Below are 25,281 nucleotides of genomic sequence, written 5' to 3'. Positions count from 1 at the left end.
AAGCGCAGCGCCGCCGGGCACGCCGGGTGGCGGCGATGCCTTACCCGGCCTACAAGGTCTATTACCCTTTGCGGATAAGATATTTGTACGGCAATACCCCGGTCTCCTGCGCCAGCAGCTCATGTTCCATAAAGGTACAGAAGCCCGGAATATCGCGGGTCGTGGCCGGATCGTCGGCGATAATTAACAGCGTTTCGCCGGACTGCATCGTGCGCACGGTTTTGCGCACCATCATGACGGGTTCCGGGCAGCGCAGGCCCTGCGCGTCAAGGGTGTGGTCCGGGTGGGTAAACAGATCGGTCATCTTGGTCTCGTCCAGATAAAAACGGCAGTAGTTTACGCCGCGAGCCGGGCAAAGCAAACCAGGTTAACGATTGCGTGAAAATTAGCCATTGCAAACTGTCGTTAAAGCAGTATCATGCGGCGGCTTTCAGAATCTGGCCCATTAGGCGTTATTGTTGAAGCCAGTCTGGAGACGGACAGCGCGCAGAAACCGGAGCGTACACTTAGTACGTGAGGATTTCGAGCACTGCCCGGATTCAGAATGGCGAATAAAATAGCCTAATGGGCCAGATTCATATTGGGTTCCCTCACCCCAAATTCTAATCAAAAAGGTCACAATATGACGCAGTTCTCTCAATCGCAGCGCGTAAAAGCGTTGTTCTGGCTTTCGCTTTTTCATCTGCTGGTGATCACCTCCAGTAACTACCTGGTGCAGCTGCCCATCTCCATTTTTGGTTTTCATACCACCTGGGGCGCATTCAGTTTCCCGTTTATCTTCCTTGCGACCGATCTCACCGTCCGTATCTTTGGCGCCCCGCTGGCCCGACGCATTATTTTTGCCGTCATGCTTCCGGCGCTGTTTGTTTCGTACGTGATCTCCTCGCTGTTCTATATGGGTAGCTGGCAGGGCTTTGAGGCGCTGACGCACTTTAACCTGTTCGTCGCCCGTATCGCCGCCGCCAGCTTTATGGCCTATGCGCTGGGACAGATCCTCGACGTACATGTGTTTAACCGCCTGCGGCAGAACCATCGCTGGTGGATGGCGCCGACCGCCTCCACGCTGTTTGGCAACGTCAGCGATACCCTGGCCTTTTTCTTTATCGCCTTCTGGCGCAGCCCGGATGCGTTCATGGCGCAACACTGGATGGAAATTGCGCTCGTGGACTACGCCTTTAAGGTGCTTATCAGCCTGGTCTTCTTCCTGCCGATGTACGGCGTGCTGCTAAATATGTTGCTGAAAAGATTCGCGGATAAATCTGAAATCCCGGGATTGCAGGCTGGTTAAGGGTTCCCCTGAACAGTTGTGATAAGATGGATTGATGCGCCGTTATGGCCGTTTATCGAAAGGAAGAATGTAATGCGCAATCTGGTTAAATATGTCGGGATTGGCCTGCTGGTGATGGGGCTGGCAGCCTGTGATAACAGCGACACCAAAACGCCTGCTCAGGCTGCGTCTGCTGAAAGCAACGCCACGGGCCAACCGGTCAGCCTGATGGATGGCAAACTCAGCTTCTCTCTGCCGGCGGATATGACCGATCAGAGCGGCAAGCTGGGCACCCAGACGAACAACATGCACGTTTATTCCGATGCTACCGGGCAAAAAGCGGTGATCGTGATCGTTGGTGATGACACCAATGAAGACCTGGGCGTGCTGGCGAAGCGTCTGGAAGATCAGCAGCGCAGCCGCGACCCGCAGCTGCAGGTCGTGACCAATAAAGCCATCGAGCTGAAAGACCACAAGCTGCAACAGCTGGACAGCATTATCTCTGCTAAAGGCCAGACGGCTTACTCCTCCGTAGTGCTGGGCAAAGTGGACAACAAGCTGCTGACCCTGCAGATCACGCTGCCTGCTGACGATCAGCAGAAAGCGCAAACTGCCGCAGAGAACATCATCAATACCCTCGTGATTCAGTAAGTTCTCACGATGAGATGGCCTCCTCCGGAGGCCATTTTTTTAGCCGCCACGTCAGCAGTAACGCCACCGCCACCAGCCCCGCTGCCGCCAGATAGATAACAGGTACCCCGGCCCACGCCATCACCAGCCCGGCCAGCGGCCCGGTGATCCCCAGCGACATATCCATAAACACCGTATAGGTCGCCAGCGCCGCGCCCTGGTTCTGCTGCGGCACCGCTTTCACCGCCACCACCCCCAGCGCCGGGAACACCAGCGAGAAGCCCGCGCCTGCGAGGAACACCCCGATCCGTGCCATCCAGGGCGCATCGGCGATACCGGTCAGCAGCAGGCCGACAATCTCAACGCTAAAGCAGATGATGGCCACGTTCAGCCCGCCCAGTCGGTTGATGCCGTTCGGGAACAGCAGCCGCGTCCCGACGAAGGCACAGCTGAACAGGGTCAACGCAAAGGCCGCGCCGTCCCAGCCTTTATCGGCGTAGAACAGGGTAATGAAGGTGGCGATCACCCCAAAGCCTGCCGAGCCAAGGGCCAGGGCCATGCCGTAGGGCCAGACGCGCCCCAGCACCGCGCGAAACGGCATCGGTTTGCCTTTGCTGGCTTTGACTTTTGGTCGCGGCAGCGCAAATAAAATCGCCAGCAGCGCCACCACCATAATGGTAAGCGCCAGCCCGCTCAGGCCGGTGTAGCGATAGCAGAGCACGCCGAGCGGGGCCCCCATCGCCATCGCGCCGTAGGTGACGATCCCGTTCCAGGAGATCACCCGTCCGATGTGCGATGCCCCCACCACCCCGACGCCCCACAGCGTGGAGCCGGTTCCGGCGAGGCTTTGCCCGACCCCAAGGATCACCCGACCAAGACAGAGCAGCGCCAGGCTCACCATCGGCCAGGCGCTGGTTAACCCGGCGAGGAGATAGCTCACTCCGCTCAGGAAGCAGCCGCAAAGCCCCAGCACCACAATGCTTTTCGGGCCAAACAGGTCGGCATAGCGCCCGGCGTAAGGGCGGCTTAACAGGGTGGCGAAGTATTGCAGGCTGATCACAAGGCCCGCCCAGAAGGCGCTAAAGCCCATAATGTCATGGACATAGCCCGGCAGCACGGCCAGCGGCAGGCCGATGGTCAGGTAGCTGGCAAAGTTGAAAATAACGACGGAAACAATACGCAGGTTGAGGCGTAATCCACTCAGTGCCGGTTCGGCGGCGGGTTCGGGCATCAGGTTCACCAGAATTTTTACAACAGTGTTTCACTATTACCATGACAGGGGCCGAAATGCAGCAGCGACTTTAAGATTAACGGCCTCCGCCGAAGCGCTGCGCGCGCACTACACTTATGAGCATCTCATAAGAGGAAACACTATGTTAACCACGCCACCCGGTAAACCGGGTCTTACACAGCCTGATAAATCCGGTCTTCATATTCTGCTCAAACTGGCCTGCCTGGTGGTCATCCTCGCAGGTATTCACGCCGCAGCGGATATTCTCGTGCAGCTGCTGCTGGCGCTCTTTTTCGCCATCGTCCTCAACCCCCTCGTCACTTGGTTTTTGCGTCGCGGATTTAGCCGCCCCCTGGCCATCACCATTGTGGTGGTGGTGATGCTGATTGGCCTGACGGCGCTGTTTGGGGTGCTGGCGGCCTCGCTCAATGAATTTGCCGCCCTGCTGCCGAAATACAATAAAGAGCTGACGCGCAAGCTTTTGGATCTCCAGGAGATGTTTCCCTTTCTCAACCTGCATATCTCCCCGGAGCGGATGCTGAAACGGATGGACTCGGAAAAGGTGATGACCTTTGCCACCGCGCTGATGACCCAGCTTTCCGGGGCGATGGCCAGCGTCCTGCTGCTGGTGATGACGGTGGTGTTTATGCTGTTTGAAGTGCGCCACGTGCCGTACAAAATGCGTTTTGCCCTCAATAACCCGCAGATCCACATCGCCGGTCTGCACCGGGCGCTGAAGGGCGTTTCCCACTATCTGGCGCTGAAAACGCTGTTAAGCCTGTGGACGGGCGCGATTGTCTGGCTGGGGCTGACGCTGCTGGGGGTACAGTTCGCCCTGATGTGGGGTGTTCTGGCCTTCCTGCTGAACTATGTGCCTAATATTGGCGCGGTCATCTCCGCCGTCCCGCCGATGATCCAGGCGTTTCTGTTCAATGGTCTCTATGAGTGCGCCATGGTGGGGGCGCTGTTCCTGATCGTCCATATGGTGCTGGGCAATATCGTTGAGCCCCGGATGATGGGCCACCGGCTGGGGATGTCCACCATGGTGGTGTTCCTGTCGTTACTGATCTGGGGCTGGTTACTGGGCCCGGTCGGGATGTTATTGTCCGTTCCGCTGACCAGCGTCTGTAAGATCTGGATGGAGACTACCCAGGGGGGCAGCAAGCTGGCGATCCTGCTCGGCCCGGGCCGACCGAAAAGCCGCTTACCGGGATAACGCATGTACGAAAAGGACACCCTCAGCGCGCTGGAGGCCATCACCGAAGCGCAACGTATCGCCTTTGCCCCGATGCTGTTTCAGACCGCGCTCTGTCTGCGTAACACCGGCATCCTCGCCTGGCTGGATAAACAGGGCACGCGCGGCGCTTCTCTCGAGGAGATCGTGGCGAACAGCACGCTCAGCGAATATGGCGCTGGCGTATTGCTGGATATGGGATTAAGCGGGCGGATAGTGACCCACAGCGAGGGGCGATATTATCTGGCCAAAATTGGTCACTATCTGCTGCATGACAGCATGACCCGCGTCAATATGGATTTCACCCAGGATGTTTGCTATCAGGGCCTGTTTCATCTTGCCGATGCATTGAAAGCGGAAAAACCGGCCGGGCTCGCTGTCTTTGGTGAATGGCCGACCATTTATCCGGCACTCTCCGCCCTACCCGAACAGGCGCAGCGGAGCTGGTTTGCTTTCGATCACTTCTATTCCGACGGCGCATTTGATGCCGCGTTACCCTATATATTCGCAAGCTCGCCGACAAAATTGTACGATGTCGGCGGAAATACGGGTAAATGGGCGCTACGCTGCTGTCGTTACGATGAAAATATCGCCGTGACGCTGCTCGATCTGCCGCAGCAAATTGCCCTGGCCCAGGAAAATATCGCAAAAGCAGGATTATCTCATCGTATTGAGCTCTATCCTGTCGATATGCTTAGCGACGCTGCTCTGCCGGATGACGCTGATATCTGGTGGATGAGCCAGTTTCTGGACTGCTTCTCTCCCGATCAGATTGTGACCCTGCTGAGCAACGTGGCGAAGGTGATGAAGCCAGGTGCCCGCCTGTGCATTCTGGAGCTTTTCTGGGATGCGCAACGATTCGAAGCGGCCTCCTTCAGCCTGAACGCAACCTCGCTCTATTTCACCTGTATGGCGAACGGCAACAGCCGTTTTTACAGCGTAGAGAAATTTTATCACTATCTGGAGAGAGCAGGATTCCGGGTAGAACAACGGCATGACAATCTCGGTGTGGGCCACACCTTATTGATTTGCCAGAAAATAAACAATAACGCGACCTGACCTTCGGCTGCGTTACTGGATAACGGGTTTATCGCGGACGCGCGCAGATGAAATTTGCACTTAACATTCTCGACTGGCAAGCCAGAGCGCCAGGCCTTAGTGATGCCAGCCACTGGCAGGCATGGTCACAGGGTTTGCATGCCATCGATCCTGCTGCGCCGCAGGCCAAACTGTCCGAACTGCCGATGATGACCGCCCGCCGCCTCAGTTCCGGCAGTAAACTGGCGGTCGATTGCGGTATGGCGATGGTGCGAAAGCATGCCATTGATGCCGTGGTTTACACCAGCCGTCACGGTGAGCTGGAGCGTAACTATCGCCTCCTGCATGCGCTGGCGACCGGACAGGATGTTTCCCCGACCGATTTCGCCATGTCGGTCCACAACTCTGCGGTGGGCAATCTGACTATCGCGGCGCGTCAGCCGATTGTCTCGTCATCCCTCTCCGCCGGAATGGACACCTTCCAGCAGGGGTTGTGCGAAGTGCTGAGCCTGCTGCATGCCGGATATACGCGGGTGTTAATGGTCGATTTCGATGGCGCCCTGCCCGATTTTTACCGCTCTGCACTCCCGCCGCAGATGCCGACCTGGCCCTATGCCCTGGCGCTGGTCATCGAAGCCGGTGACACTCTGCGCTGCGAAACGCAATCCGTCCGTTGCCCCGAAGCGCTCTCGCTGCCGCAGAGCCTGCTGTTCCTGCGCCACTACCTGCGAGGCGATCGGCAGTTTGTGGTGCCCGGCGAGCGCCTGCTGTGGCAGTGGACCCGCGCATGATACGCGTAAGGGCGGCCCTCAGCCGCGGCTGGCGGCTGGTGATGACCGGCTTGTGCTTCGTGCTGTTTGGCGCGGGCGGACTGCTGCTGTCGCTGGTGTGGTTCAACCTGCTGAACCTGGTCCAGCGCGATCGCGCGCGTCGTCGTCGCCTCGCCCGACGCAGTATTGCCGCCAGCTTCCGTGCTTTTTTAACCGTCGCCCGCACCCTTGGCGTGCTCGATTACCGCTTCAATAACCTCGACGTGCTTCGCCACGAACGCGGCTGTCTGGTAGTGGCGAACCACCCGACGCTTATCGACTACGTGCTGATCGCGTCGGTGATGCCGGAAACCGACTGCCTGGTGAAAAGCGCCCTGCTGCGTAACCCTTTTCTCAGCGGGGCGATCCGGGCGGCCGATTACCTGATCAACAGCGAAGCCGACGCCCTGTTAAGCGCCTGTCAGCAACGGCTGAGCCAGGGCAACACCCTGCTGATCTTCCCGGAAGGGACGCGCACGCAGGCGGGGAAAGCCATCACGCTGCAACGCGGTGCGGCCAATATTGCCGTGCGTTGCGCCAGCGACCTGCGGGTGGTGCTCATCCACTGCAGCGAGCACCTGCTTGATAAACACAGCCGGTGGTATGACATACCGCCAGACAAACCCTTTTTCACGATCGATGTCCGTGAGCGGGTCAATATTAGTGATTTTTACGATGCAGCAGTACAGGAGCCAGCCCTGGCGGCAAGACAGCTCAACCGGCACCTGCAGCATCGCTTAACATCCGGTCTTCAATCTTTGTCAGGAATGAATGATGCAAGCGCTCTACCTTGAAATTAAAAATCTTATCATTACTACCCTCAATCTGGACGAATTGACCGCAGAGGATATCGATACGGATGCCGCGCTGTTTGGCGATGGGTTGGGCCTTGACTCGATCGATGCCCTTGAGCTGGGGCTGGCGGTAAAAAACCAGTACGGCGTGGTGTTGTCTGCCGAAAGCGAAGAGATGCGTCAACATTTTTACTCCGTCGCCACCCTGGCCTCTTTCATCACCGCCCAACGCGCCTGAGACCGAATTTACCATGACTACAGAACACAAATCCGTTTATCAGGAAGTCACCACTCTCCTGATCACCCTGTTTGAAATTGCGCCGGAAGCCATCACCCCGGAGGCGCGCCTGTATGAGGATCTGGAGCTGGACAGCATCGACGCCGTCGACATGGTTGTTCACCTGCAGAAACGAACCGGCGCCCGAATCAAACCGGAAACCTTCAAGTCGGTACGTACCGTGCAGGACGTAGTGGATGCGGTAGAAAAGCTCCTGCGTGAAGCATAAGACACCATGCGTGGCGGACGATCCTTCCCGGCAATCCCACTGCTGACGGGGTTAATGCTGGTCGCATGGCCCTTTCTGATTGGCTTCGGGTTGTCGCACAACAGCCTGCACTGGCTGCTGCCGCTGATGGCAATCCTGCTGCTGTTCCGTTTTCGCCAGGCACGGCTTAATTCCGGGCCGATGCGCTATGTGACCCAGAGCGTTGCCCTGGCGGGTATCGTCCTGTGCGCCGCCAGCTACCTCCTGAAAGCGCATCAGTGGCTGCTGTTCTATCCGGTGATCGTTAACCTGGCGATGCTGGCCGTTTTCGGCGGGTCGCTGTGGACGGCGATGCCGCTGGTCGAACGGCTGGCGCGACTGCGGGAACCGAATTTATCCCCTTCCGGTGTGCGCTATACCCGCGTTGTCACCCGGGTTTGGTGCGGCTTTTTCATCTTCAACGGGGGAGTGGCGCTGTTCACCGTGTTGCGGGGGGACATGCGGCTCTGGACGCTGTGGAACGGCATGATCGCCTATATCCTGATGGGCACGTTAATGGCAGGCGAGTGGATGGTGCGTCAACGGATGATCAAAAAAGAGCAGCGCGATGCATAACCCCCTCCCGCTGAGCCAGTGGCTGAACGCCCCACGCCCGGACGACACCCCTGTCGCCTGGTCTGGCGATCGCTGCTGGACGCTCGGGCAGCTGCGCGACGACGTCAGCGCCCTGACGGCCTGTTTGCAGCAGCAGGAAGGCGATCGCTGGGCGCTCTGTTTTGACAACAGCTATCTGTTTATCGTTGCCCTGCTGGCAACGCTGCATGCGGGCAAAACCCCGGTGCTGCCCGGACACAGCCGGGAATCGCTGCTGGAGGAGCAGCAGGGACTGTTCAGCGGCGTGCTGAGCGACAGGACGCTGAGCTTCCGGGGCCGCCTGCTGGTGGTCAGCTCTGCCCGCCGAAGTGCGCCGCCGTTCATGCCGCTGCCGGCCATTGATGACGCCCGCGTTATCGAACTGTTCACCTCCGGCTCGACCGGAGCCCCTGAACGGATCGTCAAGCGTGTCGCCCAGCTCGATCGGGAAGCCAGGCTGCTGGCAGCCCGCTTTGGCGAGCGGCTGAACGGTTGCTGCGTGGTCTCCTCGGTTGTGCCCCAGCATCTGTACGGCCTGACGTTTCGCATTGTATTGCCGATGGCGCTGGCGCTGCCGCTGCATGCGGAGATGATCTCCTATGCCGAACAGCTGGCGGCAGTGGATCATACCCGGCGCTACCTGTTTATCAGCAGCCCGGCGTTTCTGAAGCGGCTCGATACGCAGCTCGCCCCGCCGCCCGTTGCCGTCCTGGTCTCGGCCGGAGGCGTACTGATGTGGGAGTCGGCCTGCAATACCCACCGTTGGCTGGAACTCTGGCCGGATGAAATTTACGGCAGTAGCGAAACCGGCGTCCTCGCCTGGCGTTACCGTCAGGCGGACAAATGCCTCTGGCAACCCTTCCCCGGGGTGACCTTTAGCCGCGATAATGGCGCCCTGCGCGTCACCTCGCCGCTGATCGATGAGGCGGACGGCGTTCTGCTCGACGATATTCTGCACGTCGGGGATGATGGTCAGTTCAGCCTTATTGGCCGCCAGGGACGGGTAGTGAAAATCGAAGAGAAACGCATCTCGCTGACCGAGGTTGAACAGCGTCTGCTGGCGCTGGACGGCATCTGCGAAGCGGCGGCGCTGCCGGTTACGCGCGGTGGACGCCAGGGCGTTGGCGTACTGCTGGTGTTGGGTGACGCAGCGCGTCAACAGCTGCACCAGCGCGGCAGTAAAGCGCAGATCATGGCCTGGCGACGCGCCCTGCGGCCGTGGCTCGAACCGGTCGCGATCCCTCGCTACTGGCGCATCATTGATGAAATGCCGGTAAACAGTATGAACAAGCGTGTCTATGCGCAGTTACAGGAGTTATTTCATGAAAATCCATGAAATCGAGCGCCATCAGGCACATCCGCAGCATCTTGAGATCGTCCTGCACCTCGATCCGGCGCTGTTCTGGTTCCAGGGCCATTTTGCCGTGCAGCCGCTGCTGCCCGGCGTCGCCCAGCTTGACTGGGTAATGCACTACGCCACCACGCTGCTGGCACCGGAGTATCGTTTTCACAGTATCCAGAACGTTAAATTTCAGGCACCGCTGCTCCCCGATGCCACCGTAACGTTGACCCTCGACTGGAACGCGGAGCGCCAGACCCTCACCTTCAGCTATCAACGCCACGACGGTGAACAGCGCCTCCTGGCCAGCAGCGGGAAGATTCGCTTATGCCGTTAACCTTTCGCCCCTGCATTCTGATCCCCTGCTACAACCATGGGGCGATGATGGCGAATGTTCTGAGCCGTCTGGCGCCGTTTCAGCTGCCGGTAATTGTGGTCGACGATGGTAGCGACGCCAGCACCCGTCAGGAACTGGATCGCCTGGCTGTCGACAATGCGCAGGTGACGCTGGTGCGGCTGATACACAACGCCGGCAAAGGGGCGGCGGTGATCCGTGGACTGAAAGTCTGCGCCGGGGCAGGTTTTACCCATGCGGTGCAGGTGGATGCCGACGGCCAGCATGCCATTGAGGACATCCCCCGGCTGCTGGCGCTGGCAGAGCGCCACCCGCAGGCGCTGATCTCCGGCCAGCCGGTCTTTGATGACTCGATCCCCCGCTCGCGACTGTATGGCCGCTGGATCACCCATGTCTGGGTCTGGATCGAAACCCTGTCATTGCAGCTCAAAGACAGCATGTGCGGCTTCCGGGTCTACCCGGTGGCCCCGACGTTACAGGTCATCAACAGCGTGCCGCTCGGCAAGCGAATGGATTTTGATACCGAAATCATGGTGCGCCTCTACTGGCAGGGCAATACCAGCTATTTTCTGCCCACCCGGGTGACCTATCCGCAGGATGGCATCTCCCATTTCGATGCCCTGAACGACAACCTGCGCATCTCCTGGATGCACACCCGGCTGTTCTTCGGCATGCTGCCGCGCATCCCTTCCCTGCTCTTTCGCCGCCGCAGCCAGCACTGGGCGCAGCAGCAGGAGGTGAAAGGCCTGTACGGCATGCGCCTGATGTTACGGGTCTGGCAGCTGCTCGGGCGCAGGGCGTTTACCCTCCTGCTGTGGCCGGTGATTGCCGTCTACTGGCTGACGGCCCGCCCGGCCCGCCAGGCATCGCAACAGTGGATCGCCCGCGTGAGCGAGACGCTGGCGCAGCGCCAGCAGCCCAAGCCCGCGCGCCTGAACAGCTTTTTCCACTTCCTGCGTTTTGGCAATGCGATGCTGGATAAGGTCGCCAGCTGGCAGGGCGAACTCAGACTGGGCAGGGACGTGGTCTTCGCCCCTGGCGCACGGGAAAAGCTCGACCTTAGCGTGCCTGAGGGCAAGCTGCTGCTGGCCTCCCATCTCGGCGATGTCGAGGCGTGCCGCGCCCTGGCGCAGCTCGACGGCGGCAAGACCATCAATGCGCTGGTCTTCAGCGATAACGCCCAACGCTTCAAACAGATTATGCAGGAGATGGCGCCGCAGGCCGGGCTGAACCTGATCCCGGTGACCGATATTGGTCCGGAGACCGCCATCCTCCTGAAAGAGAAGATCGATCGCGGGGAATGGGTGGCGATCGTCGGGGATCGGATCGCCGTCGATCCGCAGCGCGGCGGCAGCTGGCGCGTGGTATGGAGCGACTTTATGGGCCAGCCTGCGCCGTTTCCTGAGGGGCCATTTATTTTCGCCTCGCTGATGCGCTGCCCGGTGATGCTGATTTTCGCCCTGCGCCAGCAGCAGAAGCTGCATATCCACTGCGAAGACTTTGCCGATCCGCTGCTGTTACCGCGCAGCGGGCGCCAGCAGGCGTTACAGCAGACCGTCGACCGTTATGCCCAACGGCTGGAGCACTTTGCGCTGCAGGCCCCGCTCGACTGGTTTAATTTTTTCGATTTCTGGCGTCTGCCGGATGCCAAAGAGAAGGAGTAAAGGGTGCTGACCGATCCCCGCTTTACGACCGAAGTAGAGCTGACCGTGCCGTTTCACGACGTCGATATGATGGGCGTGGTCTGGCATGGCAACTATTTCCGCTATTTTGAGGTTGCCCGCGAGGCCCTGCTCAACCAGTTCGATTATGGCTATCGCCAGATGAAGGCATCCGGCTATCTCTGGCCGGTGGTCGACACCCGGGTTAAATACCGTGATGTCCTCACCTTTGAGCAACGGATCCGCGTCCGGGCCCATATCGAAGAGTTTGAGAACCGCCTGCGTATCGCCTATCAGATTTTTGACGCCACCAGCGGCAAACGGACCACCACCGGCTACACCATTCAGGTGGCGGTGGAAGAGAAGAGCCGCGAGTTGTGTTTTGTCAGCCCGGCGATCCTGTTTGAGCGTATGGGAGTTACGCCATGAAGAGATTATTGCTGCTTGCCCTGCTGATCAGTCCGTGGGTCAACGCCGTCACGCTAGATGAATTACAGCAGCGCTTTACCGAACAGCCGGTAGTACGCGCCCACTTTGAGCAGTCCCGCACCATCAAGGATCTGCCCCAGCCGCTGCGATCTCAGGGTGAGATGCTGATCGCCCGCGACAGCGGGCTGCTGTGGGATCAAAAAGCCCCTTTCCCGATGACGCTGCTGTTGGACGACAAACGGATGGTGCAGGTCATCAACGGCCAGCAGCCGCAGACCATCACCGCTGAAAACAACCCGCAGATGTTCCAGTTCAATCACCTGCTGCGCGCCCTGTTCCAGGCGGATCGCAAGGTGCTGGAGGAGAATTTCCGCATCAACTTTAAAGATCTTGGTGAAGATCGCTGGTCGCTGGTGCTGACTCCCACCACCACGCCGCTGGACAAGATTTTCGCCTCGCTGGATCTGAGTGGTGCAACCTATGTGGAATCCATCGTGCTGAACGATAAGCAGGGCGATCGTACCGCTATCGCCCTCTCCCGCCACCAGCTCACGCCCGCCAGCCTGACCGATGCCGAACGCCAACGCTTTGCCGCACCGTAACGCCCGACGCCCGGCCCTGGTGTGGGCCGCGGTATGCCTGGTGCTGCTGGGCATGCTGCTGACGCTGCTGCCGGGGGCGCGGCTGAACAGCAGCGTGCTGGCGATGCTGCCCAAACAGAGCCTCGGGGCGATCCCCCCGGCCCTGAACGACGGCTTTATTGAACGCCTCGATCGTCAGCTGGTGTGGCTGGTCAGCCCCGGAAAACAACCCGACCCGCAGGTGGCGCAGCATTGGCTGAGCCTGTTGCAGGGGGCGGGATCGCTGCACGAGGTAAAAGGGCCGATGGACGCCGCCGGGCAGAAAGCCTGGGGGGCGTTTTTCTGGCAGCACCGCAACGGCCTGATCGACCCTGCCACCCGCGCGCGCCTGCAAAACGGCGGCGAGGCGCAGGCCCAGTGGATTTTATCCCAGCTGTATTCGGCCTTCTCCGGAGTCAGCGGTAAAGAGCTGCAAAACGACCCGCTGATGCTGATGCGCGGCTCCCAGCTGGCGCTGGCACAAAACAGCCAAAAGCTACGGCTGATGGACGGCTGGCTGGTGACAAAAGACGATGCCGGAAATTACTGGTATCTGCTGCACGGCGAGCTGGCCGGTTCGTCGTTCGATATGCAGCAAACCCACCGGCTGGTGACCCGGCTCCACGACCTCGAAAGCCAGCTGAAAACGCAGTATCCGCAGGCGCAGCTGCTGTCGCGCGGCACGGTGTTTTACAGCGACTACGCCAGCCAGCAGGCAAAGCGGGATATCTCGACCCTCGGCGTCGCCACCGTGCTGGGGGTGATCCTGCTGATTGTGGCGGTGTTCCGCTCCCTGCGCCCGCTGCTCCTGTGCCTGCTCTCCATCGCCATGGGCGCGCTGGCCGGCACGGTCACGACGCTGCTGCTGTTTGGTGAACTGCATTTGATGACCCTGGTGATGAGCATGAGCATCATCGGCATCTCGGCGGACTACACGCTTTATTACCTGACCGAGCGGATGGTTCACGGCGGCCAGGACTCGCCGTGGCAAAGCCTGGCGAAAGTGCGCAACGCCCTGCTGCTGGCGCTGCTCACCACCGTGGCGGCCTATTTCATCATGATGCTGGCGCCCTTCCCGGGCATCCGCCAGATGGCGGTGTTTGCCGCTGCGGGCTTAAGCGCCGCCTGCCTGACGGTCATTTTCTGGCATCCGTGGCTGTGCCGCGGCTTACCGGTGCGTCCGGTTCCGGCGAGGGCGCTCATGCTGCGCTGGCTGTCGGCATGGCGCGACAGACGCGTGTCGGTTGGCCTGCCGGTTGCGCTGGCCCTGGCCGCTCTCGCGGGTATCGCCACGCTGCGGGTGGATGACGATATCGCCCAGCTACAGGCCCTGCCGCAGGATATTCTGGCTCAGGAGAAAACCATTACCGCCCTGACCGGGCAGCGTGTCGATCAGAAATGGTTCGTGGTGCATGGCGCATCGGCCCAGCAGACGCTGGAGCGGCTGGAGGCCTTTACCCCGACGCTGGCCCGGGCGCAGCAGGCGGGTGACCTGAAATCCTGGCGCACCCTGCCGCTGAACTCGCTGGCGCAGCAAGAGCGCGATCTGGCGCTGCTGCGCCAGGCGGCTCCGGCAGTAACGAGGGTCCTGCAAAACGCCGGGATGACGACAGTATCACCGGATTTGAATGCCACCCCGGTGCAGGTCGATACGTGGCTTGCCAGCCCGGCCAGTGAAGGCTGGCGTCTGCTGTGGCTCACGTTGCCCGGCGGCGAAAGCGGCGTGCTGGTACCGGTGGATGGGGTGAAAAACAGCCCGGCGCTGCGCGAGCTGGCGGAGCAACATCCGGGCGTGGTGTGGGTGGATCGCAAGGCGAGTTTCGACAGCCTGTTTGCCCTCTACCGCGCAGTGCTGACCGGCCTGCTGGTTGTCGCCCTGGCGACGATCGCCTGCGGTGCCATGCTGCGCCTCGGCTGGCGTAAGGGGCTGATCACCCTCGTGCCCTCGCTGGTGTCGCTGGGCTGCGGCCTCGCCGCGCTGGCAATCTCGGGTCATCCGGTTAACCTGTTTTCCCTGCTGGCGCTGGTGCTGGTACTCGGCATCGGGATCAACTACACGCTATTCTTCAACAACCCGCGCGGCACGCCGTTGACCTCGATGCTGGCCATTACCCTGGCGATGATGACCACCCTGTTAACCCTCGGCATGCTGGTATTCAGCGCCACGCAGGCGATCGGCAGTTTCGGCATTGTACTGGTCAGCGGTATTTTCACCGCCTTTCTGCTGGCTCCCCTGGCGATGCCAGCCCAAAAAGAGAGAAAACAATGATCGCTCCTTTTTACCGCGCCGCCGCCCTGATCGGCGCGCTGTTGCTGACCGGTTGCAGCCACACGGCCCCGAAGCGTGACGATGCCCGACCGCAGGCATGGCTCCAGCCAGGTACCCGGGTGACGCTACCGCCGCCGGGTATTACTCCGGCGCTGAGCTCCCAGCAGTTGCTGACCGGCAGCTTTAATGGCAAGACCCAGTCGCTGCTGGTGATGCTGAATGCCGATGCGCAGAAGGTGACCCTCGCCGGGCTGTCATCGGTGGGTATTCGCCTGTTCCTCGCCACCTATAATGAAACGGGCATCCATACTGAACAGTCGATTGTTGCGCCAGAGCTGCCTCCGGCCAGCCAGGTGCTGGCGGACGTGATGCTCAGCCACTGGCCGATCGACGCCTGGCTGCCGCAGTTGCCGAAGGGCTGGACGTTGCAGGATCGCGGCGACCGTCGCGAGCTGCGCAATGCCGACGGCAAGCTGGTGACGGAGATTGTCTACCTGCAGCGCAAAGGCAAGCGCGTGCCGATCAGCATCGAACAACAGGTGTTCCACTACCACATCACCATTCAATATCTGGATGACTGAGATGATCTACATTTCTGCCGTTGGCCTGATCAATGCCCTGGGCAATTCGCCTGACGAGATTGCCGCTAACCTGACGCGCGGCGTGGCCCCCGGCATGCACCTGCGCAGCGGCTGGCTACAGGGTCAGGATGCGGTGCTGGGCGGCGTCGACGGCGAGCTGCCTGCGATCCCGGAAAGCTTTGCCCTGCACCGCTCGCGCAATAATCAGCTCCTGCTGGCGGCGCTGGCGCAGATCCAGCCTGTCGTGGATGAGGCCATTGCCCGCTACGGCCGTGACCGGGTGGCGGTGGTCATGGGCACCAGCACCTCCGGGCTCGACGAGGGCGACGAACATGTGCGTCTGTCGATGAGCGGCGAAGCCAGCGTCAACTGGCGCTACGCTCAGCAGGAGCTGGGCGATCCCTCGCGCTTTCTGGCGAACTGGCTCGGTCTGGAGGGCCCGGCTTACACCCTGTCGACCGCCTGCTCCTCCAGCGCGCGGGCAATCATCAGCGGACGTCGGCTGATTGATGCCGGGCTGGCAGATATCGCTATCGTCGGCGGGGCAGATACGCTAAGCCGGATGCCGGTGAATGGCTTTAACAGCCTTGAGTCACTCTCCACCACGCTGTGCGAGCCCTTTGGCCGTGACCGGCGGGGGATCACCATTGGCGAAGCGGCAGCCCTGATGGTTCTCACCCGCGAGCCGCAGCCGGTGGTGCTGCTGGGTACCGGCGAGTCGAGCGATGCGTACCATATTTCCGCCCCCCATCCGCAGGGTGAAGGGGCCATCAGCGCCATTAACCAGGCGCTGAAGGAGGCCGGAATAAAACCGGATGAGGTGGGCTACATCAATCTGCACGGTACGGCAACGCCGCTGAATGACCAGATTGAAACGCAGGTGGTGCACGATCTGTTTGGCGAGGTGGTGCCCTGCAGTTCCACCAAGCACCTGACCGGCCATACGCTGGGGGCGGCGGGGATCACCGAAGCGGCGCTGAGTTGGCTGATCCTGACCCGTGACCTCCCCTTACCCGCCCAGGATTTCACCCGCTATACACCGGATCCGACGCTCGCCCCCTGCGGCGTGCTGCATCAGCCCACCGCGCTGAAAAAAGCGGTGATCTTGTCAAATTCGTTCGCCTTTGGCGGCAATAACGCCAGCATCCTGCTGGGGAGAGTGTCATGAGTTATTTATCCCCGACCGAGTATCTGCCCCACGATGCCCCCATGCTGCTGCTGGAATCTGTCCACAGCGTGACCGCTGAGTCTGCCGTCTGCCGCGTCACCGTCAGTCCGCAAGGCGTGCTGGCGCCCTTTCTGAATACCGCGGGCGATCTGCCGGGCTGGTACGCCCTTGAGTTGATGGCCCAGACCGTTGGCATCTGGTCAGGCTGGCACCGTCAGCAGAAGGGTCAGGAGAGCATTTCGCTCGGCATGGTACTGGGGGCGCGGGAACTGGTTTGCGCCGCAGGGTGCTTCCCGGCCAGCAGCCTGTTAACCATCACGGTCACGCTGCTGATGCAGGATGAACGCTTTAGCAGCTTCGAGTGCGCCATCCTCACCGATGAAGAGACGCTGGCAACCGGGCGCGTCAATACCTTCCAGCCAGGCCAGCAGGAATTAGCATCACTGTTTAAACAGGGAGTAAGTCAATGAGTCGTTCCGTTCTGGTTACCGGTGCCAGCAAAGGCATTGGCCGGGCTATCGCCCTCAAACTTGCCGCAGACGGGTTCACCCTCGGCGTGCATTACCACCGCGACGTCGCTGGCGCACAGGACACCCTGAATGCTATCGAGCAGGCGGGGGGAAACGGGCGTCTGCTCTCGTTTGACGTGGGCAATCGCGCGCAGTGCCGCGAGGTGCTGGAGCAGGATATGGACGTTAACGGTCCTTGGTATGGCGTGGTCAGCAACGCCGGGATCGCCCGGGATGGTGCCTTCCCGGCGCTCAGCGACGAGGACTGGGACAGCGTGATCCACACCAATCTCGACAGCTTTTACAACGTCATTCACCCCTGCATCATGCCCATGATTGGCACCCGCAAAGGCGGACGTATTATTACTCTGTCGTCGGTTTCAGGGGTGATGGGCAACCGCGGCCAGGTAAATTACAGCGCGGCCAAAGCGGGTATTATCGGTGCCACCAAAGCCCTGGCGATGGAGCTGGCGAAGCGCAAAATTACCGTCAACTGCATCGCACCCGGGCTGATAGATACCGGGATGATCGAGATGGAAGAGGCCGCGCTGAAAGAGGCAATGGCCATGATCCCCATGAAACGGATGGGTCAGGCAGACGAGGTGGCCGGACTGGCCAGCTATCTGATGTCGGATATTGCGGGCTATGTGACCCGCCAGGTGATCTCCATTAACGGGGGCATGTTATGACGCGTCGGGTGGTGATTACCGGCATGGGCGGCGTGACCGCCTTCGGTGAAGAGTGGCAGTCGGTTTCTGCTCGCTTGCTGGAGTATAAAAACGCGGTACGCAAGATGCCGGAGTGGACGGTGTATGAGGGTCTGCATACCCTGCTGGCGGCACCGATCGATGATTTTACCCTGCCGGAGCACTACACCCGCAAGCGCATCCGCGCCATGGGCCGCGTGTCTTTACTGTCGACCCGCGCCACCGAACTCGCGCTGGCGCAGGCCGGGCTGATTGACGATCCGATCCTGACTCAGGGCGAAACCGGCATTGCTTACGGCTCGTCGACCGGCAGCACGGGCCCGGTCAGCGAGTTCGCCACCATGCTCACCGAGAAGCACACCAACAACATCACCGGCACCACCTACGTGCAGATGATGCCGCACACCACGGCAGTCAATACCGGCCTGTTCTTCGGCCTCCGCGGGCGGGTGATCCCGACCTCCAGCGCCTGTACCTCCGGCAGCCAGGCGATAGGCTATGCGTGGGAAGCCATCCGCCACGGCTATCAGACGGTAATGGTGGCAGGAGGGGCCGAAGAGCTCTGCCCGTCGGAAGCGGCGGTATTCGATACCCTTTTCGCCACCAGCCAGCGTAATGACGATCCGGAAGCCACCCCGTCACCCTTCGATATCCAGCGCGATGGGCTGGTAATTGGCGAAGGGGCGGGAACGTTGATTCTGGAAGAGCTGGAGCATGCGAAAGCGCGTGGCGCGACCATTTATGGGGAAATTGTCGGCTTCGCCACCAACTGCGACGCGGCGCACATCACCCAGCCGCAGCGGGAAACCATGCAGATCTGCATGGAAAAGTCGCTGCGCATCGCCGGACTGAGTCCGCAGGATATTGGCTACATTTCGGCGCACGGCACCGCCACCGACCGGGGGGATATTGCCGAAAGCCTGGCCACCGCCGCCGTGTTTGGCGACAGCGTACCTGTCTCGTCATTGAAGAGTTATTTCGGCCACACGTTGGGTGCCTGCGGTGCGCTGGAAGCCTGGATGAGTCTGGAGATGATGCGCGAGGGCTGGTTCGCACCGACCATCAATTTAAGACAACCAGATGAGCAATGCGGCGCGTTAGATTATATTATGGGGAAAGCCCGTCACATTGATTGCGAATATCTGCAAAGCAATAACTTCGCGTTCGGCGGCATTAATACTTCCATAATCATTAAACGCTGGGCGTGACTATGTACCAGTTCCTGCTGGGAAAAATTTCTACCCTCAGCGCTGACCCTCTGGCGTCAGCGCTGGCCGAACAGGCGCCTGAGGGCGCGCGTCGCACTCCCTGGCTGGCCGGGCGGACCCTGCTCGCCCGGGCGTTATCGCCCTCCCCGGTGCCGGAGATCGTCTTTGGTGAACAGGGTAAACCCGCCTTCGTTGATGCTCATCCGTACTGGTTTAACCTCAGCCACAGCGGGGATGATATCGCCCTGCTGTTAAGCGATGAGGGCGAAGTGGGCTGCGACATCGAAGTGATCCGCCCCCGGGATAACTGGCAGGCGCTGGCGAATGCCGTCTTTAGCGTCGCGGAACACGACGAGCTGGAGCGGGAGGCGCCCGAGGCAAAGCTGTCGGCCTTCTGGCGAATCTGGACGCGCAAAGAGGCTATCGTCAAACAGCGCGGCGGGAGCGCCTGGCAAATTGTCAGCGTCGATAGCACCTTTACCTCCGCGCTGAGCGTCAGCCACGTCCAGCACGGCGAACTCAGCCTCGCCGTCTGTACGCCAACGCCCTTCACCCTCCATAACGGTGCGCTTCAGGTTCTGTAACCCGCTTATTTCAAATTATTCGGAAAGTCTGCCGGCAGCTCGCTGGCAGCACAGTCAATGACAGCATCGTTATTGGCACCGCAGTCGCGCACAAAGGTAATGGTGGCGAACTCATCAATAACTTCGGTTGGGTAGGCCGGGCCCGCCTCGCGATAAGAGACCATCAGCGGAATATGATCGTTCTGGAAGCAGACGGTTTTTTCCGGGTTATTCATCACCCAACGCGGGAAGAAGATAGTGCCGTGGAACAGCCTGTCGCCGAGGTTCACAATCAGGCTCACATCGGTACCGGTCGGTTCAGTCCATGAAATTTTATAAATACTCTCGCCCACGCGAACGATATAAGCTTGCTGATCTTTTACCCAACGGTTTGCCACTATCCCGCTGTGAATACGGTAGTCGAGGGTCTGCTCGTTTTTGACATAAATCTCGTAGTTCCAGCCGTTGTCGTAGGTGTAGACCAGATGTTTGCCGACGAAACCGCTCAAATCATGTTTATCAAAATGGCTCATATTCTGTCTCCTCTGTTTCAATGAGCCCATCTTACGCCTGCAAAAATTGGATTAATAACGCTATGATTTAATCAAATTCATTCAAAAATTAGATGAGTCATGCACAAAACTACCCTTGAGCAGTGGGCACTGCTTGAACGCGTCGTTGAGTTAGGCAGCTTTGCCCGCGCCGCAGAGGAGACGCACCGCAGCCAATCATCCGTCAGTTATAACCTGGCGTTGTTGCAGGAGCGGCTGGGCGTGGCGCTCCTGGTTCAGGCAGGGCGTAAGGCGGTGCTGACCCCGGAAGGGGAACTGCTGTTAAATCAGGTCAAACCGCTGCTAAACGCCTTTACCCTGCTGGAGACTCGCGCCACGACGCTACGCAACGGGATGCGTACCCGACTGGATGTGGTGGTGGACAGTATTTTCCCTCGCCGTCATCTGTTTGCCATTCTGCGCCAGTTTCAACAGCGCTATCCGCAAACCGAGGTGCATTTGACCGAAATACTTGAGAACGCCGGCGAGGCGCCGACCCAGAGCGAAGCCGACGTGATGGTGCTAACCCGCCGCCAGGATGTGACCGGGCGCGGCGAGTGGCTGATGAATATCGATTTTGTCGCCGTGGCGCATCGGGAGCATCCACTGTTTGAACGCGACACGCCGCTCACTGATGAAATGCTACGCCCCTGGCCACTCATCCAGATCGCCGGGCAGAACTACGCCGCGCCTCCCGGCGGCGAAGCCTGGACCTTCTCCACCATCGATGCCGCTATCGATGCGGTGATGTATCAGGTGGGGTATGGCTGGCTGCCGGAAGAGCGAATTCAGCAACAGCTGGAAAGCGGTGTGCTGAAAACACTGCCCCTGAACCACGGCACGCGCCGTGCTACACCGCTGCATCTGATTGTAAAACGCACGCTCGCCCCGCTCGACGAACAGGTTGAAACCTTACTGCACCTCTTCCGCCAGCCGTCGTAAAGGTGAACTGCTACGCTTAACGGTCTGAACTTCAACTATGACAAGGAGCAGACCGTGAAAATCGATCTTACGGGAAAAGTGGCGTTAGTAACCGCCTCCACAGGCGGCATTGGCTTCGCCATTGCCAGAGGGCTGGCGGAGAGCGGTGCCGAGGTGATTGTTAACGGGCGCAGCGTCGACTCGGTCAACCGGGGGATCCAACAGCTGCAGCAGGTCATACCCGGCGTGCAGGTGCGGGCGGCGATTGCCGACCTCAGCACCCCTGACGGGGTGGATGCTCTGCTGAAGGTCGCCACCGGCGTCGATATCCTCGTGAACAACGCCGGGATTTACGGGCCGCAGGATTTTTACGCCACCGACGATGAGACCTGGGATCGCTACTGGCAAACTAACGTGATGTCCGGCGTACGCCTGTCGCGCGCCCTGCTGCCCGGCATGGTGCAAAAAGGCTGGGGCCGGGTGGTGTTTATCTCCTCGGAGTCGGCCTGCAATATTCCGGCAGACATGATCCACTACGGGGTGACCAAAACCGCCCAGCTGTCGCTGGCGCGCGGGCTGGCGAAATTTGTCGCGGGCAGCGGCGTCACCGTGAACAGCGTTTTGCCGGGCCCGACGATGTCGGACGGCTTTGCGGAGATGATGAAAGACGAGATAGAGAAAACCGGCAAATCGCTGGAGACGCTGGCGAAAGAGTTTGTCATGGCGCACCGTCCGAGCTCGGTCATTCAGCGGGCCGCCACGGTAGAAGAGGTCGCCAACATGGTGGTCTACGTCTGTTCACAGCAGGCGTCCGCTACTTCCGGCGCGGCGCTGCGCGTCGATGGCGGCGTGGTGGACGATATTATCTAGCCATGCCGTTGCCGCCCGTCCGCTGGCGGGTGGCATCTGACGCTAAAGCAGGTAAACTGATGGGCAGAATGTGTATTTCAGCTAAGACGTAGCTATGACCAATATGATTGCCGATGAGGCAGTGGCAAAATCCAGCGTACTTTCGGTGTTCGACTTCGACGGCACGCTGACGCATCACGACAGCTTTATCCCTTTCTTACGCTTTGCGTTCGGCAAACGCTATTTTGCCGGTCGCCTGGTCCGGATGGCCTTGCCTACCCTGCACTGTGTGCGCCGCAAGCTGACCCGTGATGAGCTGAAAGAGGTGCTGATCAGAACCTTTCTGACCGGCGTGGATGAGCACTGGCTGCGTCAGCAGGCAGAGCTGTTCTGCGAGAAATACTGGAACAAACTGATGCGCCCGCAGGGCGTACTGGCGGTGGCCGCGGAAGTCAATTCCGGTGCGGAAGTGACGATCTGCTCCGCCTCGCCGGCCCTGGTATTGCAGCCCTGGGCCGACAAGCTTGGCATTAAGCTTATCGGCACCCAGCTGGAAGTGAAAGACGGCAAGCTGACCGGGCGGATCACCGGCCATAACTGTCGCTGTGCGCAGAAGGTGGCCCGGCTGGAGCACGTGTATGGCAGCCTGACCAATTACCACGTGCGCGCCTGGGGCGATACCCGCGGCGATCACGAGCTGCTGGCTGCGGCGCAGGATCCGCACTGGCGGCATTTCCACCCGCCGCGCGCGCGCCGGAATTCACCTATTAAACCGTAAAACATGCCGGGTGGCGGCTTCGCCTTACCCGGCCTACAACATCCGCAGGCCGGGCAATACCACTCAGGCTTCCCGTTTCCCCGGGAACAGCAGGCTCGCCACTATCCCCACCGCCAGCACGCCCAGCACCACTAACAGACTCGCCGTGGCGCCGATGCCGTAGCCGTGATGCCAGAAGTGATCCGTGGCGTTCAGACCGAGCTTGAAGGCCACAAAGAACAGCAGCGCGATCACCGCTTTCTCCAGATGGACCAGATACTGCTTCAGCGCCTCCAGCACGAAATAGAGGGTACGCAGGCCGAGGATCGCGAACATCATGGCGCTGTAGATAATCAGCGGCTCGCGGCTAACGGCGATGATCGCCGGCACCGAGTCAAAGGCGAACATCACGTCTGACAGCTCCACCACCGCCACGCAGAGCAGCAGCGGCGTGGCATAGCGCTTCGCCTTCTTCACACGGCCGACCATCACATCCTGGTTCTCTGGTTTTTCCAGCTCGGCATCCACCTCTTTCTGGCTCAGCAGGAAGGCGTTGCCGGTGATTTTTGGCCAGATCGGATAGAAGCGTTTGACCGCGCGGTAGGCCAGGTGCTGAGAGTAATCTTCGATCTCGTCCTGCTCTTCACCGCGCTTGAGCGTCATCACCGCTGTCCAGGCCACAATCAGGGCAAAGACCACTTCCACGTACGGCCCGAGGCTCAGCAGGCTGGTGCCGATGGCGACGAAGATCCCACGGAAGACGATAGCGCCAATCACCCCCCAGTAAAGCACCCGGTGACGGTACTGATCCGGCACGCCAAACCAGGCGAAGATCGCCATCATCACGAACAGGTTGTCGACGGAGAGCACCTCTTCCAGCGCGTAACCGGTGAGGAACAGGCTCGCCACCTCAGCACCGTGGTGAACGTACAGGAACCCGGCGAACGCCATCGCGGTCATCACCCAGAAGATCGACCAGAGCGAAGCACTTTTCAGTGAAATCGGTTTGTCATGGCGATGCATGAAGAGGTCGATAAACATCGCCCCGACAGCCATAACCACGAATACAACAACGGTTTCCGTCGGGAAACCGAGATGAGCAGATGACATACACAACCCTTTTTGAAGACAAAATACAAACCATGCAGACTGGCGAAGCCAGTAAAGAAAAAGGGGGGGCCGTTAACAGCCTTCTCCCCTTAAGAAGTAAACCGGCGCAGGATGTACCTGCGCCGGATAGTCTATTTTAACTCACATCAACGCGGTTCTGCATACCCGGTCAGTTTTTATTCTCTACCGCCAGCGCCTCTGCGCAGGCCCAGGCGCTGGCCCACGCCCACTGGAAGTTATAGCCGCCCAGCCAGCCGGTCACGTCCACCACCTCACCGATAAAATAGAGCCCCGGCACGTTGCGGGCCTCCATGGTGCGCGAGGAGAGTTCGTTGGTGTCCACCCCGCCGAGCGTCACTTCCGCAGTGCGATAGCCTTCGGTGCCGTTGGGCTGGACGCGCCAGGCGGTTAAGGTCTCCACCAGCGTCTGCTGGTCACGGCTGTTGAGCTGTTTCAGCGACACATCGGGAATTTGCCCCAGCAGCTGCAGGCACTCCACCAGCCGCTTCGGCAGCTGCATGGCTAACGTATTTTTCAGGCTCTGGTTAGGGTGCGCCGCGCGCTGTTCATCCAGGAAGCTCGCCAGTTCGCAGTCCGGCACTAAATTGACGGTGACGAACTCCCCCGGCTGCCAGTAGCTGGAGATTTGCAGGACCGCCGGGCCGGAGAGGCCGCGATGGGTGAACAGCAGGTTCTCACGGAATACGGTGCCGTCTTCGGCCGTGATGACCGAAGGCACCGAGACGCCTGAGAGGGTTTGCAGCTGCTCCAGCAAGGGTTTATGCAGGGTGAACGGCACCAGACCGGCTCGGGTCGGAAGCACCTTCAGGCCAAATTGTTCGGCAATTTTATAGCCAAACGGCGACGCGCCCAGCCCCGGCATCGAGAGCCCGCCGCTGGCGATCACCAGCTTTTCCGCGCTCACCGTTTCGCCATTGAGTTGCAGGGTATATCCCGCCTCGTCACGGGCGACTTCCAGCACTTCACTGCGCAGACGCAGGGTAACCTGGCCTTTTTCGCATTCGGCCACCAGCATATCGACAATCTGTTGCGCCGAATCGTCGCAAAATAGCTGGCCCAGGGTTTTTTCATGCCAGGCAATGCCGTGTTTACCCACCAGGTCAATAAAGTCCCATTGGGTATAGCGGGCAAGAGCAGATTTACAAAAATGGCGGTTCTGGCTCAGATAGGCCGCGGGTTCGATATAAAGGTTAGTAAAGTTGCAGCGGCCCCCGCCAGACATGAGGATTTTACGACCAGGTTTTTTACCGTTATCGAGCAGCAGAACCCGGCGCCCTGCCTGTCCGGCCATTGCCGCACAGAATAAACCCGCCGCACCGGCGCCAATAATGATGGCATCATACTTTTCCACGTCTCGATTCTCCTGGTTTTGAGGGCGCGGATTGTAAAGTTTCCTCAAGAAGCGTGCCAGCGTAAATATCCGCGATCTCGTTCATTTTATTGAAATTTAAAAAATAATTCTTTTACTGCTACGCTTATGTCAGTAGGCAAATCAAAAAAAGTCTATATTTCACTTTGCCCGTTGCGCATTTGTCCTGGATA

The 25,281-nt window shown here is 59.9% G+C and carries 28 protein-coding genes and 1 pseudogene; 24 read left to right on the top strand and 5 right to left on the bottom strand.

Going from position 1 to position 25,281, the window contains the following annotated elements; translation table 11 throughout:
* Window positions 1–61: 61 nt before the first annotated feature.
* Window positions 62–304 (bottom strand): sulfurtransferase TusA, encoded by a 243-nt coding sequence (gene tusA, locus LRS40_RS08285; protein ID WP_142487436.1) that lies wholly within the window; start codon window positions 302–304, stop codon window positions 62–64.
* 318 nt (window positions 305–622) lie between these two features.
* Between tusA and LRS40_RS08280 the strand changes: the two genes are divergently transcribed.
* Both LRS40_RS08280 and LRS40_RS08275 read left to right on the top strand, forming a co-directional pair.
* Window positions 623–1,288 (top strand): 7-cyano-7-deazaguanine/7-aminomethyl-7-deazaguanine transporter, encoded by a 666-nt coding sequence (locus tag LRS40_RS08280; protein WP_106995269.1) that lies wholly within the window; start codon window positions 623–625, stop codon window positions 1,286–1,288.
* 72 nt (window positions 1,289–1,360) lie between these two features.
* Window positions 1,361–1,918 carry a DcrB family lipoprotein gene (locus LRS40_RS08275; RefSeq protein WP_231313491.1) on the top strand — a complete coding sequence of 186 codons (558 nt, stop codon included), beginning with the start codon at window positions 1,361–1,363 and terminating at the stop codon, window positions 1,916–1,918.
* A gap of 4 nt (window positions 1,919–1,922) precedes the next feature.
* Here LRS40_RS08275 and LRS40_RS08270 read toward each other — a convergent pair.
* Window positions 1,923–3,162, bottom strand: a pseudogene (locus LRS40_RS08270) (MFS transporter).
* Between the two features lie 108 nt (window positions 3,163–3,270).
* Between LRS40_RS08270 and LRS40_RS08265 the strand changes: the two are divergent.
* The 19 genes from LRS40_RS08265 to acpT are packed head-to-tail and all read left to right on the top strand — an operon-like array spanning window position 3,271 to window position 19,551.
* Entirely contained in the window at window positions 3,271–4,344 is a 1,074-nt protein-coding gene (locus LRS40_RS08265; protein WP_156264809.1) for an AI-2E family transporter, read from the top strand.
* A 3-nt stretch (window positions 4,345–4,347) separates the two neighbouring features.
* Window positions 4,348–5,421 (top strand): methyltransferase, encoded by a 1,074-nt coding sequence (locus LRS40_RS08260; protein WP_231313489.1) that lies wholly within the window; start codon window positions 4,348–4,350, stop codon window positions 5,419–5,421.
* 47 nt (window positions 5,422–5,468) lie between these two features.
* A complete protein-coding gene (locus tag LRS40_RS08255) occupies window positions 5,469–6,191 on the top strand; it encodes a beta-ketoacyl synthase chain length factor (RefSeq protein ID WP_142487440.1) in 723 nt (240 codons plus the stop codon).
* Window positions 6,188–7,003 carry a 1-acyl-sn-glycerol-3-phosphate acyltransferase gene (locus tag LRS40_RS08250; RefSeq protein WP_231313488.1) on the top strand — a complete coding sequence of 272 codons (816 nt, stop codon included), beginning with the start codon at window positions 6,188–6,190 and terminating at the stop codon, window positions 7,001–7,003. The genes LRS40_RS08255 and LRS40_RS08250 overlap by 4 nt, the downstream gene beginning before the upstream one ends.
* Window positions 6,984–7,241 (top strand): phosphopantetheine-binding protein, encoded by a 258-nt coding sequence (locus tag LRS40_RS08245; RefSeq protein WP_106995276.1) that lies wholly within the window; start codon window positions 6,984–6,986, stop codon window positions 7,239–7,241. Before LRS40_RS08250 ends, LRS40_RS08245 begins: the two co-directional genes overlap by 20 nt.
* Window positions 7,242–7,254: 13 nt before the next feature.
* Complete coding sequence (locus tag LRS40_RS08240; RefSeq protein WP_142487442.1) at window positions 7,255–7,509, top strand: acyl carrier protein; 255 nt, start codon at window positions 7,255–7,257, stop codon at window positions 7,507–7,509.
* Window positions 7,510–7,515: 6 nt separating this feature from the next.
* On the top strand, window positions 7,516–8,103 hold the full coding sequence (locus LRS40_RS08235) for a hypothetical protein (RefSeq protein ID WP_231313487.1): 588 nt from the start codon (window positions 7,516–7,518) through the stop codon (window positions 8,101–8,103).
* Window positions 8,096–9,457: an AMP-dependent synthetase gene (locus LRS40_RS08230; protein WP_231313486.1), complete on the top strand. Its 1,362-nt coding sequence runs from the start codon at window positions 8,096–8,098 to the stop codon at window positions 9,455–9,457. The genes LRS40_RS08235 and LRS40_RS08230 overlap by 8 nt, the downstream gene beginning before the upstream one ends.
* Window positions 9,444–9,797, top strand: a complete 354-nt coding sequence (locus LRS40_RS08225; RefSeq protein ID WP_156264815.1) for a hydroxymyristoyl-ACP dehydratase — start codon at window positions 9,444–9,446, stop codon at window positions 9,795–9,797. The genes LRS40_RS08230 and LRS40_RS08225 overlap by 14 nt, the downstream gene beginning before the upstream one ends.
* Window positions 9,788–11,479 (top strand): glycosyltransferase, encoded by a 1,692-nt coding sequence (locus LRS40_RS08220; RefSeq protein WP_231313485.1) that lies wholly within the window; start codon window positions 9,788–9,790, stop codon window positions 11,477–11,479. Before LRS40_RS08225 ends, LRS40_RS08220 begins: the two co-directional genes overlap by 10 nt.
* Before the next feature lie 3 nt (window positions 11,480–11,482).
* Window positions 11,483–11,905, top strand: a complete 423-nt coding sequence (locus LRS40_RS08215) for a thioesterase family protein (RefSeq protein ID WP_156264817.1) — start codon at window positions 11,483–11,485, stop codon at window positions 11,903–11,905.
* Entirely contained in the window at window positions 11,902–12,507 is a 606-nt protein-coding gene (locus tag LRS40_RS08210) for an outer membrane lipoprotein carrier protein LolA (RefSeq protein WP_231313484.1), read from the top strand. The genes LRS40_RS08215 and LRS40_RS08210 overlap by 4 nt, the downstream gene beginning before the upstream one ends.
* Entirely contained in the window at window positions 12,476–14,794 is a 2,319-nt protein-coding gene (locus tag LRS40_RS08205) for an MMPL family transporter (RefSeq protein WP_231313483.1), read from the top strand. Before LRS40_RS08210 ends, LRS40_RS08205 begins: the two co-directional genes overlap by 32 nt.
* Complete coding sequence (locus tag LRS40_RS08200; RefSeq protein WP_231313482.1) at window positions 14,791–15,375, top strand: DUF3261 domain-containing protein; 585 nt, start codon at window positions 14,791–14,793, stop codon at window positions 15,373–15,375. The genes LRS40_RS08205 and LRS40_RS08200 overlap by 4 nt, the downstream gene beginning before the upstream one ends.
* Before the next feature lies 1 nt (window position 15,376).
* Window positions 15,377–16,543, top strand: a complete 1,167-nt coding sequence (locus tag LRS40_RS08195) for a beta-ketoacyl-[acyl-carrier-protein] synthase family protein (protein WP_231313481.1) — start codon at window positions 15,377–15,379, stop codon at window positions 16,541–16,543.
* A complete protein-coding gene (locus LRS40_RS08190) occupies window positions 16,540–17,013 on the top strand; it encodes a 3-hydroxy-fatty acyl-ACP dehydratase (protein ID WP_156264822.1) in 474 nt (157 codons plus the stop codon). The genes LRS40_RS08195 and LRS40_RS08190 overlap by 4 nt, the downstream gene beginning before the upstream one ends.
* Window positions 17,010–17,741 (top strand): 3-ketoacyl-ACP reductase FabG2, encoded by a 732-nt coding sequence (locus LRS40_RS08185; protein ID WP_142487452.1) that lies wholly within the window; start codon window positions 17,010–17,012, stop codon window positions 17,739–17,741. The genes LRS40_RS08190 and LRS40_RS08185 overlap by 4 nt, the downstream gene beginning before the upstream one ends.
* A complete protein-coding gene (locus tag LRS40_RS08180; RefSeq protein WP_231313480.1) occupies window positions 17,738–18,967 on the top strand; it encodes a beta-ketoacyl-ACP synthase in 1,230 nt (409 codons plus the stop codon). Before LRS40_RS08185 ends, LRS40_RS08180 begins: the two co-directional genes overlap by 4 nt.
* Before the next feature lie 2 nt (window positions 18,968–18,969).
* Window positions 18,970–19,551: a 4'-phosphopantetheinyl transferase AcpT gene (gene acpT / locus LRS40_RS08175; protein WP_142487454.1), complete on the top strand. Its 582-nt coding sequence runs from the start codon at window positions 18,970–18,972 to the stop codon at window positions 19,549–19,551.
* Window positions 19,552–19,556: 5 nt separating this feature from the next.
* Here acpT and LRS40_RS08170 read toward each other — a convergent pair whose 3' ends face one another.
* Complete coding sequence (locus LRS40_RS08170; RefSeq protein WP_039032475.1) at window positions 19,557–20,063, bottom strand: phenolic acid decarboxylase; 507 nt, start codon at window positions 20,061–20,063, stop codon at window positions 19,557–19,559.
* A gap of 99 nt (window positions 20,064–20,162) precedes the next feature.
* Here LRS40_RS08170 and LRS40_RS08165 point away from each other — a divergent pair, with 99 nt between their 5' ends.
* The 3 genes from LRS40_RS08165 to LRS40_RS08155 all read left to right on the top strand — a co-directional run bounded on the left by LRS40_RS08165 (window position 20,163) and on the right by LRS40_RS08155 (window position 22,629).
* Window positions 20,163–21,023, top strand: coding sequence for a LysR family transcriptional regulator (locus LRS40_RS08165; protein WP_231313479.1), 861 nt, complete (start codon window positions 20,163–20,165; stop codon window positions 21,021–21,023).
* 54 nt (window positions 21,024–21,077) lie between these two features.
* A complete protein-coding gene (locus LRS40_RS08160) occupies window positions 21,078–21,872 on the top strand; it encodes an SDR family NAD(P)-dependent oxidoreductase (protein WP_231313478.1) in 795 nt (264 codons plus the stop codon).
* Between the two features lie 94 nt (window positions 21,873–21,966).
* Window positions 21,967–22,629, top strand: coding sequence for an HAD family hydrolase (locus LRS40_RS08155; RefSeq protein WP_142487457.1), 663 nt, complete (start codon window positions 21,967–21,969; stop codon window positions 22,627–22,629).
* A 63-nt stretch (window positions 22,630–22,692) separates the two neighbouring features.
* Here the strand turns inward: LRS40_RS08155 and LRS40_RS08150 are convergent, their stop codons facing one another.
* Both LRS40_RS08150 and LRS40_RS08145 read right to left on the bottom strand, forming a co-directional pair.
* Window positions 22,693–23,718, bottom strand: coding sequence for a TerC/Alx family metal homeostasis membrane protein (locus LRS40_RS08150; RefSeq protein WP_231313477.1), 1,026 nt, complete (start codon window positions 23,716–23,718; stop codon window positions 22,693–22,695).
* Window positions 23,719–23,887: 169 nt separating this feature from the next.
* Window positions 23,888–25,090, bottom strand: coding sequence for an NAD(P)/FAD-dependent oxidoreductase (locus LRS40_RS08145; protein ID WP_231313476.1), 1,203 nt, complete (start codon window positions 25,088–25,090; stop codon window positions 23,888–23,890).
* Window positions 25,091–25,281 lie beyond the last annotated feature (191 nt).

The organism is Leclercia sp. G3L, assembly GCF_021117075.1.
Taxonomy (GTDB): Bacteria; Pseudomonadota; Gammaproteobacteria; order Enterobacterales; family Enterobacteriaceae; genus Enterobacter; species Enterobacter adecarboxylatus_C.
This window is presented reverse-complemented; position numbering and strand designations above follow the sequence as displayed.

Coding starts and splice junctions, on each gene's coding strand:
- tusA (WP_142487436.1), bottom strand. CDS start 304: ATGACCGATCTGTTTACCCACCCGGACCACACCCTTGACGCGCAGGGC.
- LRS40_RS08280 (WP_106995269.1), top strand. CDS start 623: ATGACGCAGTTCTCTCAATCGCAGCGCGTAAAAGCGTTGTTCTGGCTT.
- LRS40_RS08275 (WP_231313491.1), top strand. CDS start 1,361: ATGCGCAATCTGGTTAAATATGTCGGGATTGGCCTGCTGGTGATGGGG.
- LRS40_RS08265 (WP_156264809.1), top strand. CDS start 3,271: ATGTTAACCACGCCACCCGGTAAACCGGGTCTTACACAGCCTGATAAA.
- LRS40_RS08260 (WP_231313489.1), top strand. CDS start 4,348: ATGTACGAAAAGGACACCCTCAGCGCGCTGGAGGCCATCACCGAAGCG.
- LRS40_RS08255 (WP_142487440.1), top strand. CDS start 5,469: ATGAAATTTGCACTTAACATTCTCGACTGGCAAGCCAGAGCGCCAGGC.
- LRS40_RS08250 (WP_231313488.1), top strand. CDS start 6,188: ATGATACGCGTAAGGGCGGCCCTCAGCCGCGGCTGGCGGCTGGTGATG.
- LRS40_RS08245 (WP_106995276.1), top strand. CDS start 6,984: ATGCAAGCGCTCTACCTTGAAATTAAAAATCTTATCATTACTACCCTC.
- LRS40_RS08240 (WP_142487442.1), top strand. CDS start 7,255: ATGACTACAGAACACAAATCCGTTTATCAGGAAGTCACCACTCTCCTG.
- LRS40_RS08235 (WP_231313487.1), top strand. CDS start 7,516: ATGCGTGGCGGACGATCCTTCCCGGCAATCCCACTGCTGACGGGGTTA.
- LRS40_RS08230 (WP_231313486.1), top strand. CDS start 8,096: ATGCATAACCCCCTCCCGCTGAGCCAGTGGCTGAACGCCCCACGCCCG.
- LRS40_RS08225 (WP_156264815.1), top strand. CDS start 9,444: ATGAAAATCCATGAAATCGAGCGCCATCAGGCACATCCGCAGCATCTT.
- LRS40_RS08220 (WP_231313485.1), top strand. CDS start 9,788: ATGCCGTTAACCTTTCGCCCCTGCATTCTGATCCCCTGCTACAACCAT.
- LRS40_RS08210 (WP_231313484.1), top strand. CDS start 11,902: ATGAAGAGATTATTGCTGCTTGCCCTGCTGATCAGTCCGTGGGTCAAC.
- LRS40_RS08205 (WP_231313483.1), top strand. CDS start 12,476: ATGCCGAACGCCAACGCTTTGCCGCACCGTAACGCCCGACGCCCGGCC.
- LRS40_RS08200 (WP_231313482.1), top strand. CDS start 14,791: ATGATCGCTCCTTTTTACCGCGCCGCCGCCCTGATCGGCGCGCTGTTG.
- LRS40_RS08195 (WP_231313481.1), top strand. CDS start 15,377: ATGATCTACATTTCTGCCGTTGGCCTGATCAATGCCCTGGGCAATTCG.
- LRS40_RS08190 (WP_156264822.1), top strand. CDS start 16,540: ATGAGTTATTTATCCCCGACCGAGTATCTGCCCCACGATGCCCCCATG.
- LRS40_RS08185 (WP_142487452.1), top strand. CDS start 17,010: ATGAGTCGTTCCGTTCTGGTTACCGGTGCCAGCAAAGGCATTGGCCGG.
- LRS40_RS08180 (WP_231313480.1), top strand. CDS start 17,738: ATGACGCGTCGGGTGGTGATTACCGGCATGGGCGGCGTGACCGCCTTC.
- acpT (WP_142487454.1), top strand. CDS start 18,970: ATGTACCAGTTCCTGCTGGGAAAAATTTCTACCCTCAGCGCTGACCCT.
- LRS40_RS08170 (WP_039032475.1), bottom strand. CDS start 20,063: ATGAGCCATTTTGATAAACATGATTTGAGCGGTTTCGTCGGCAAACAT.
- LRS40_RS08165 (WP_231313479.1), top strand. CDS start 20,163: ATGCACAAAACTACCCTTGAGCAGTGGGCACTGCTTGAACGCGTCGTT.
- LRS40_RS08155 (WP_142487457.1), top strand. CDS start 21,967: ATGACCAATATGATTGCCGATGAGGCAGTGGCAAAATCCAGCGTACTT.
- LRS40_RS08150 (WP_231313477.1), bottom strand. CDS start 23,718: ATGTCATCTGCTCATCTCGGTTTCCCGACGGAAACCGTTGTTGTATTC.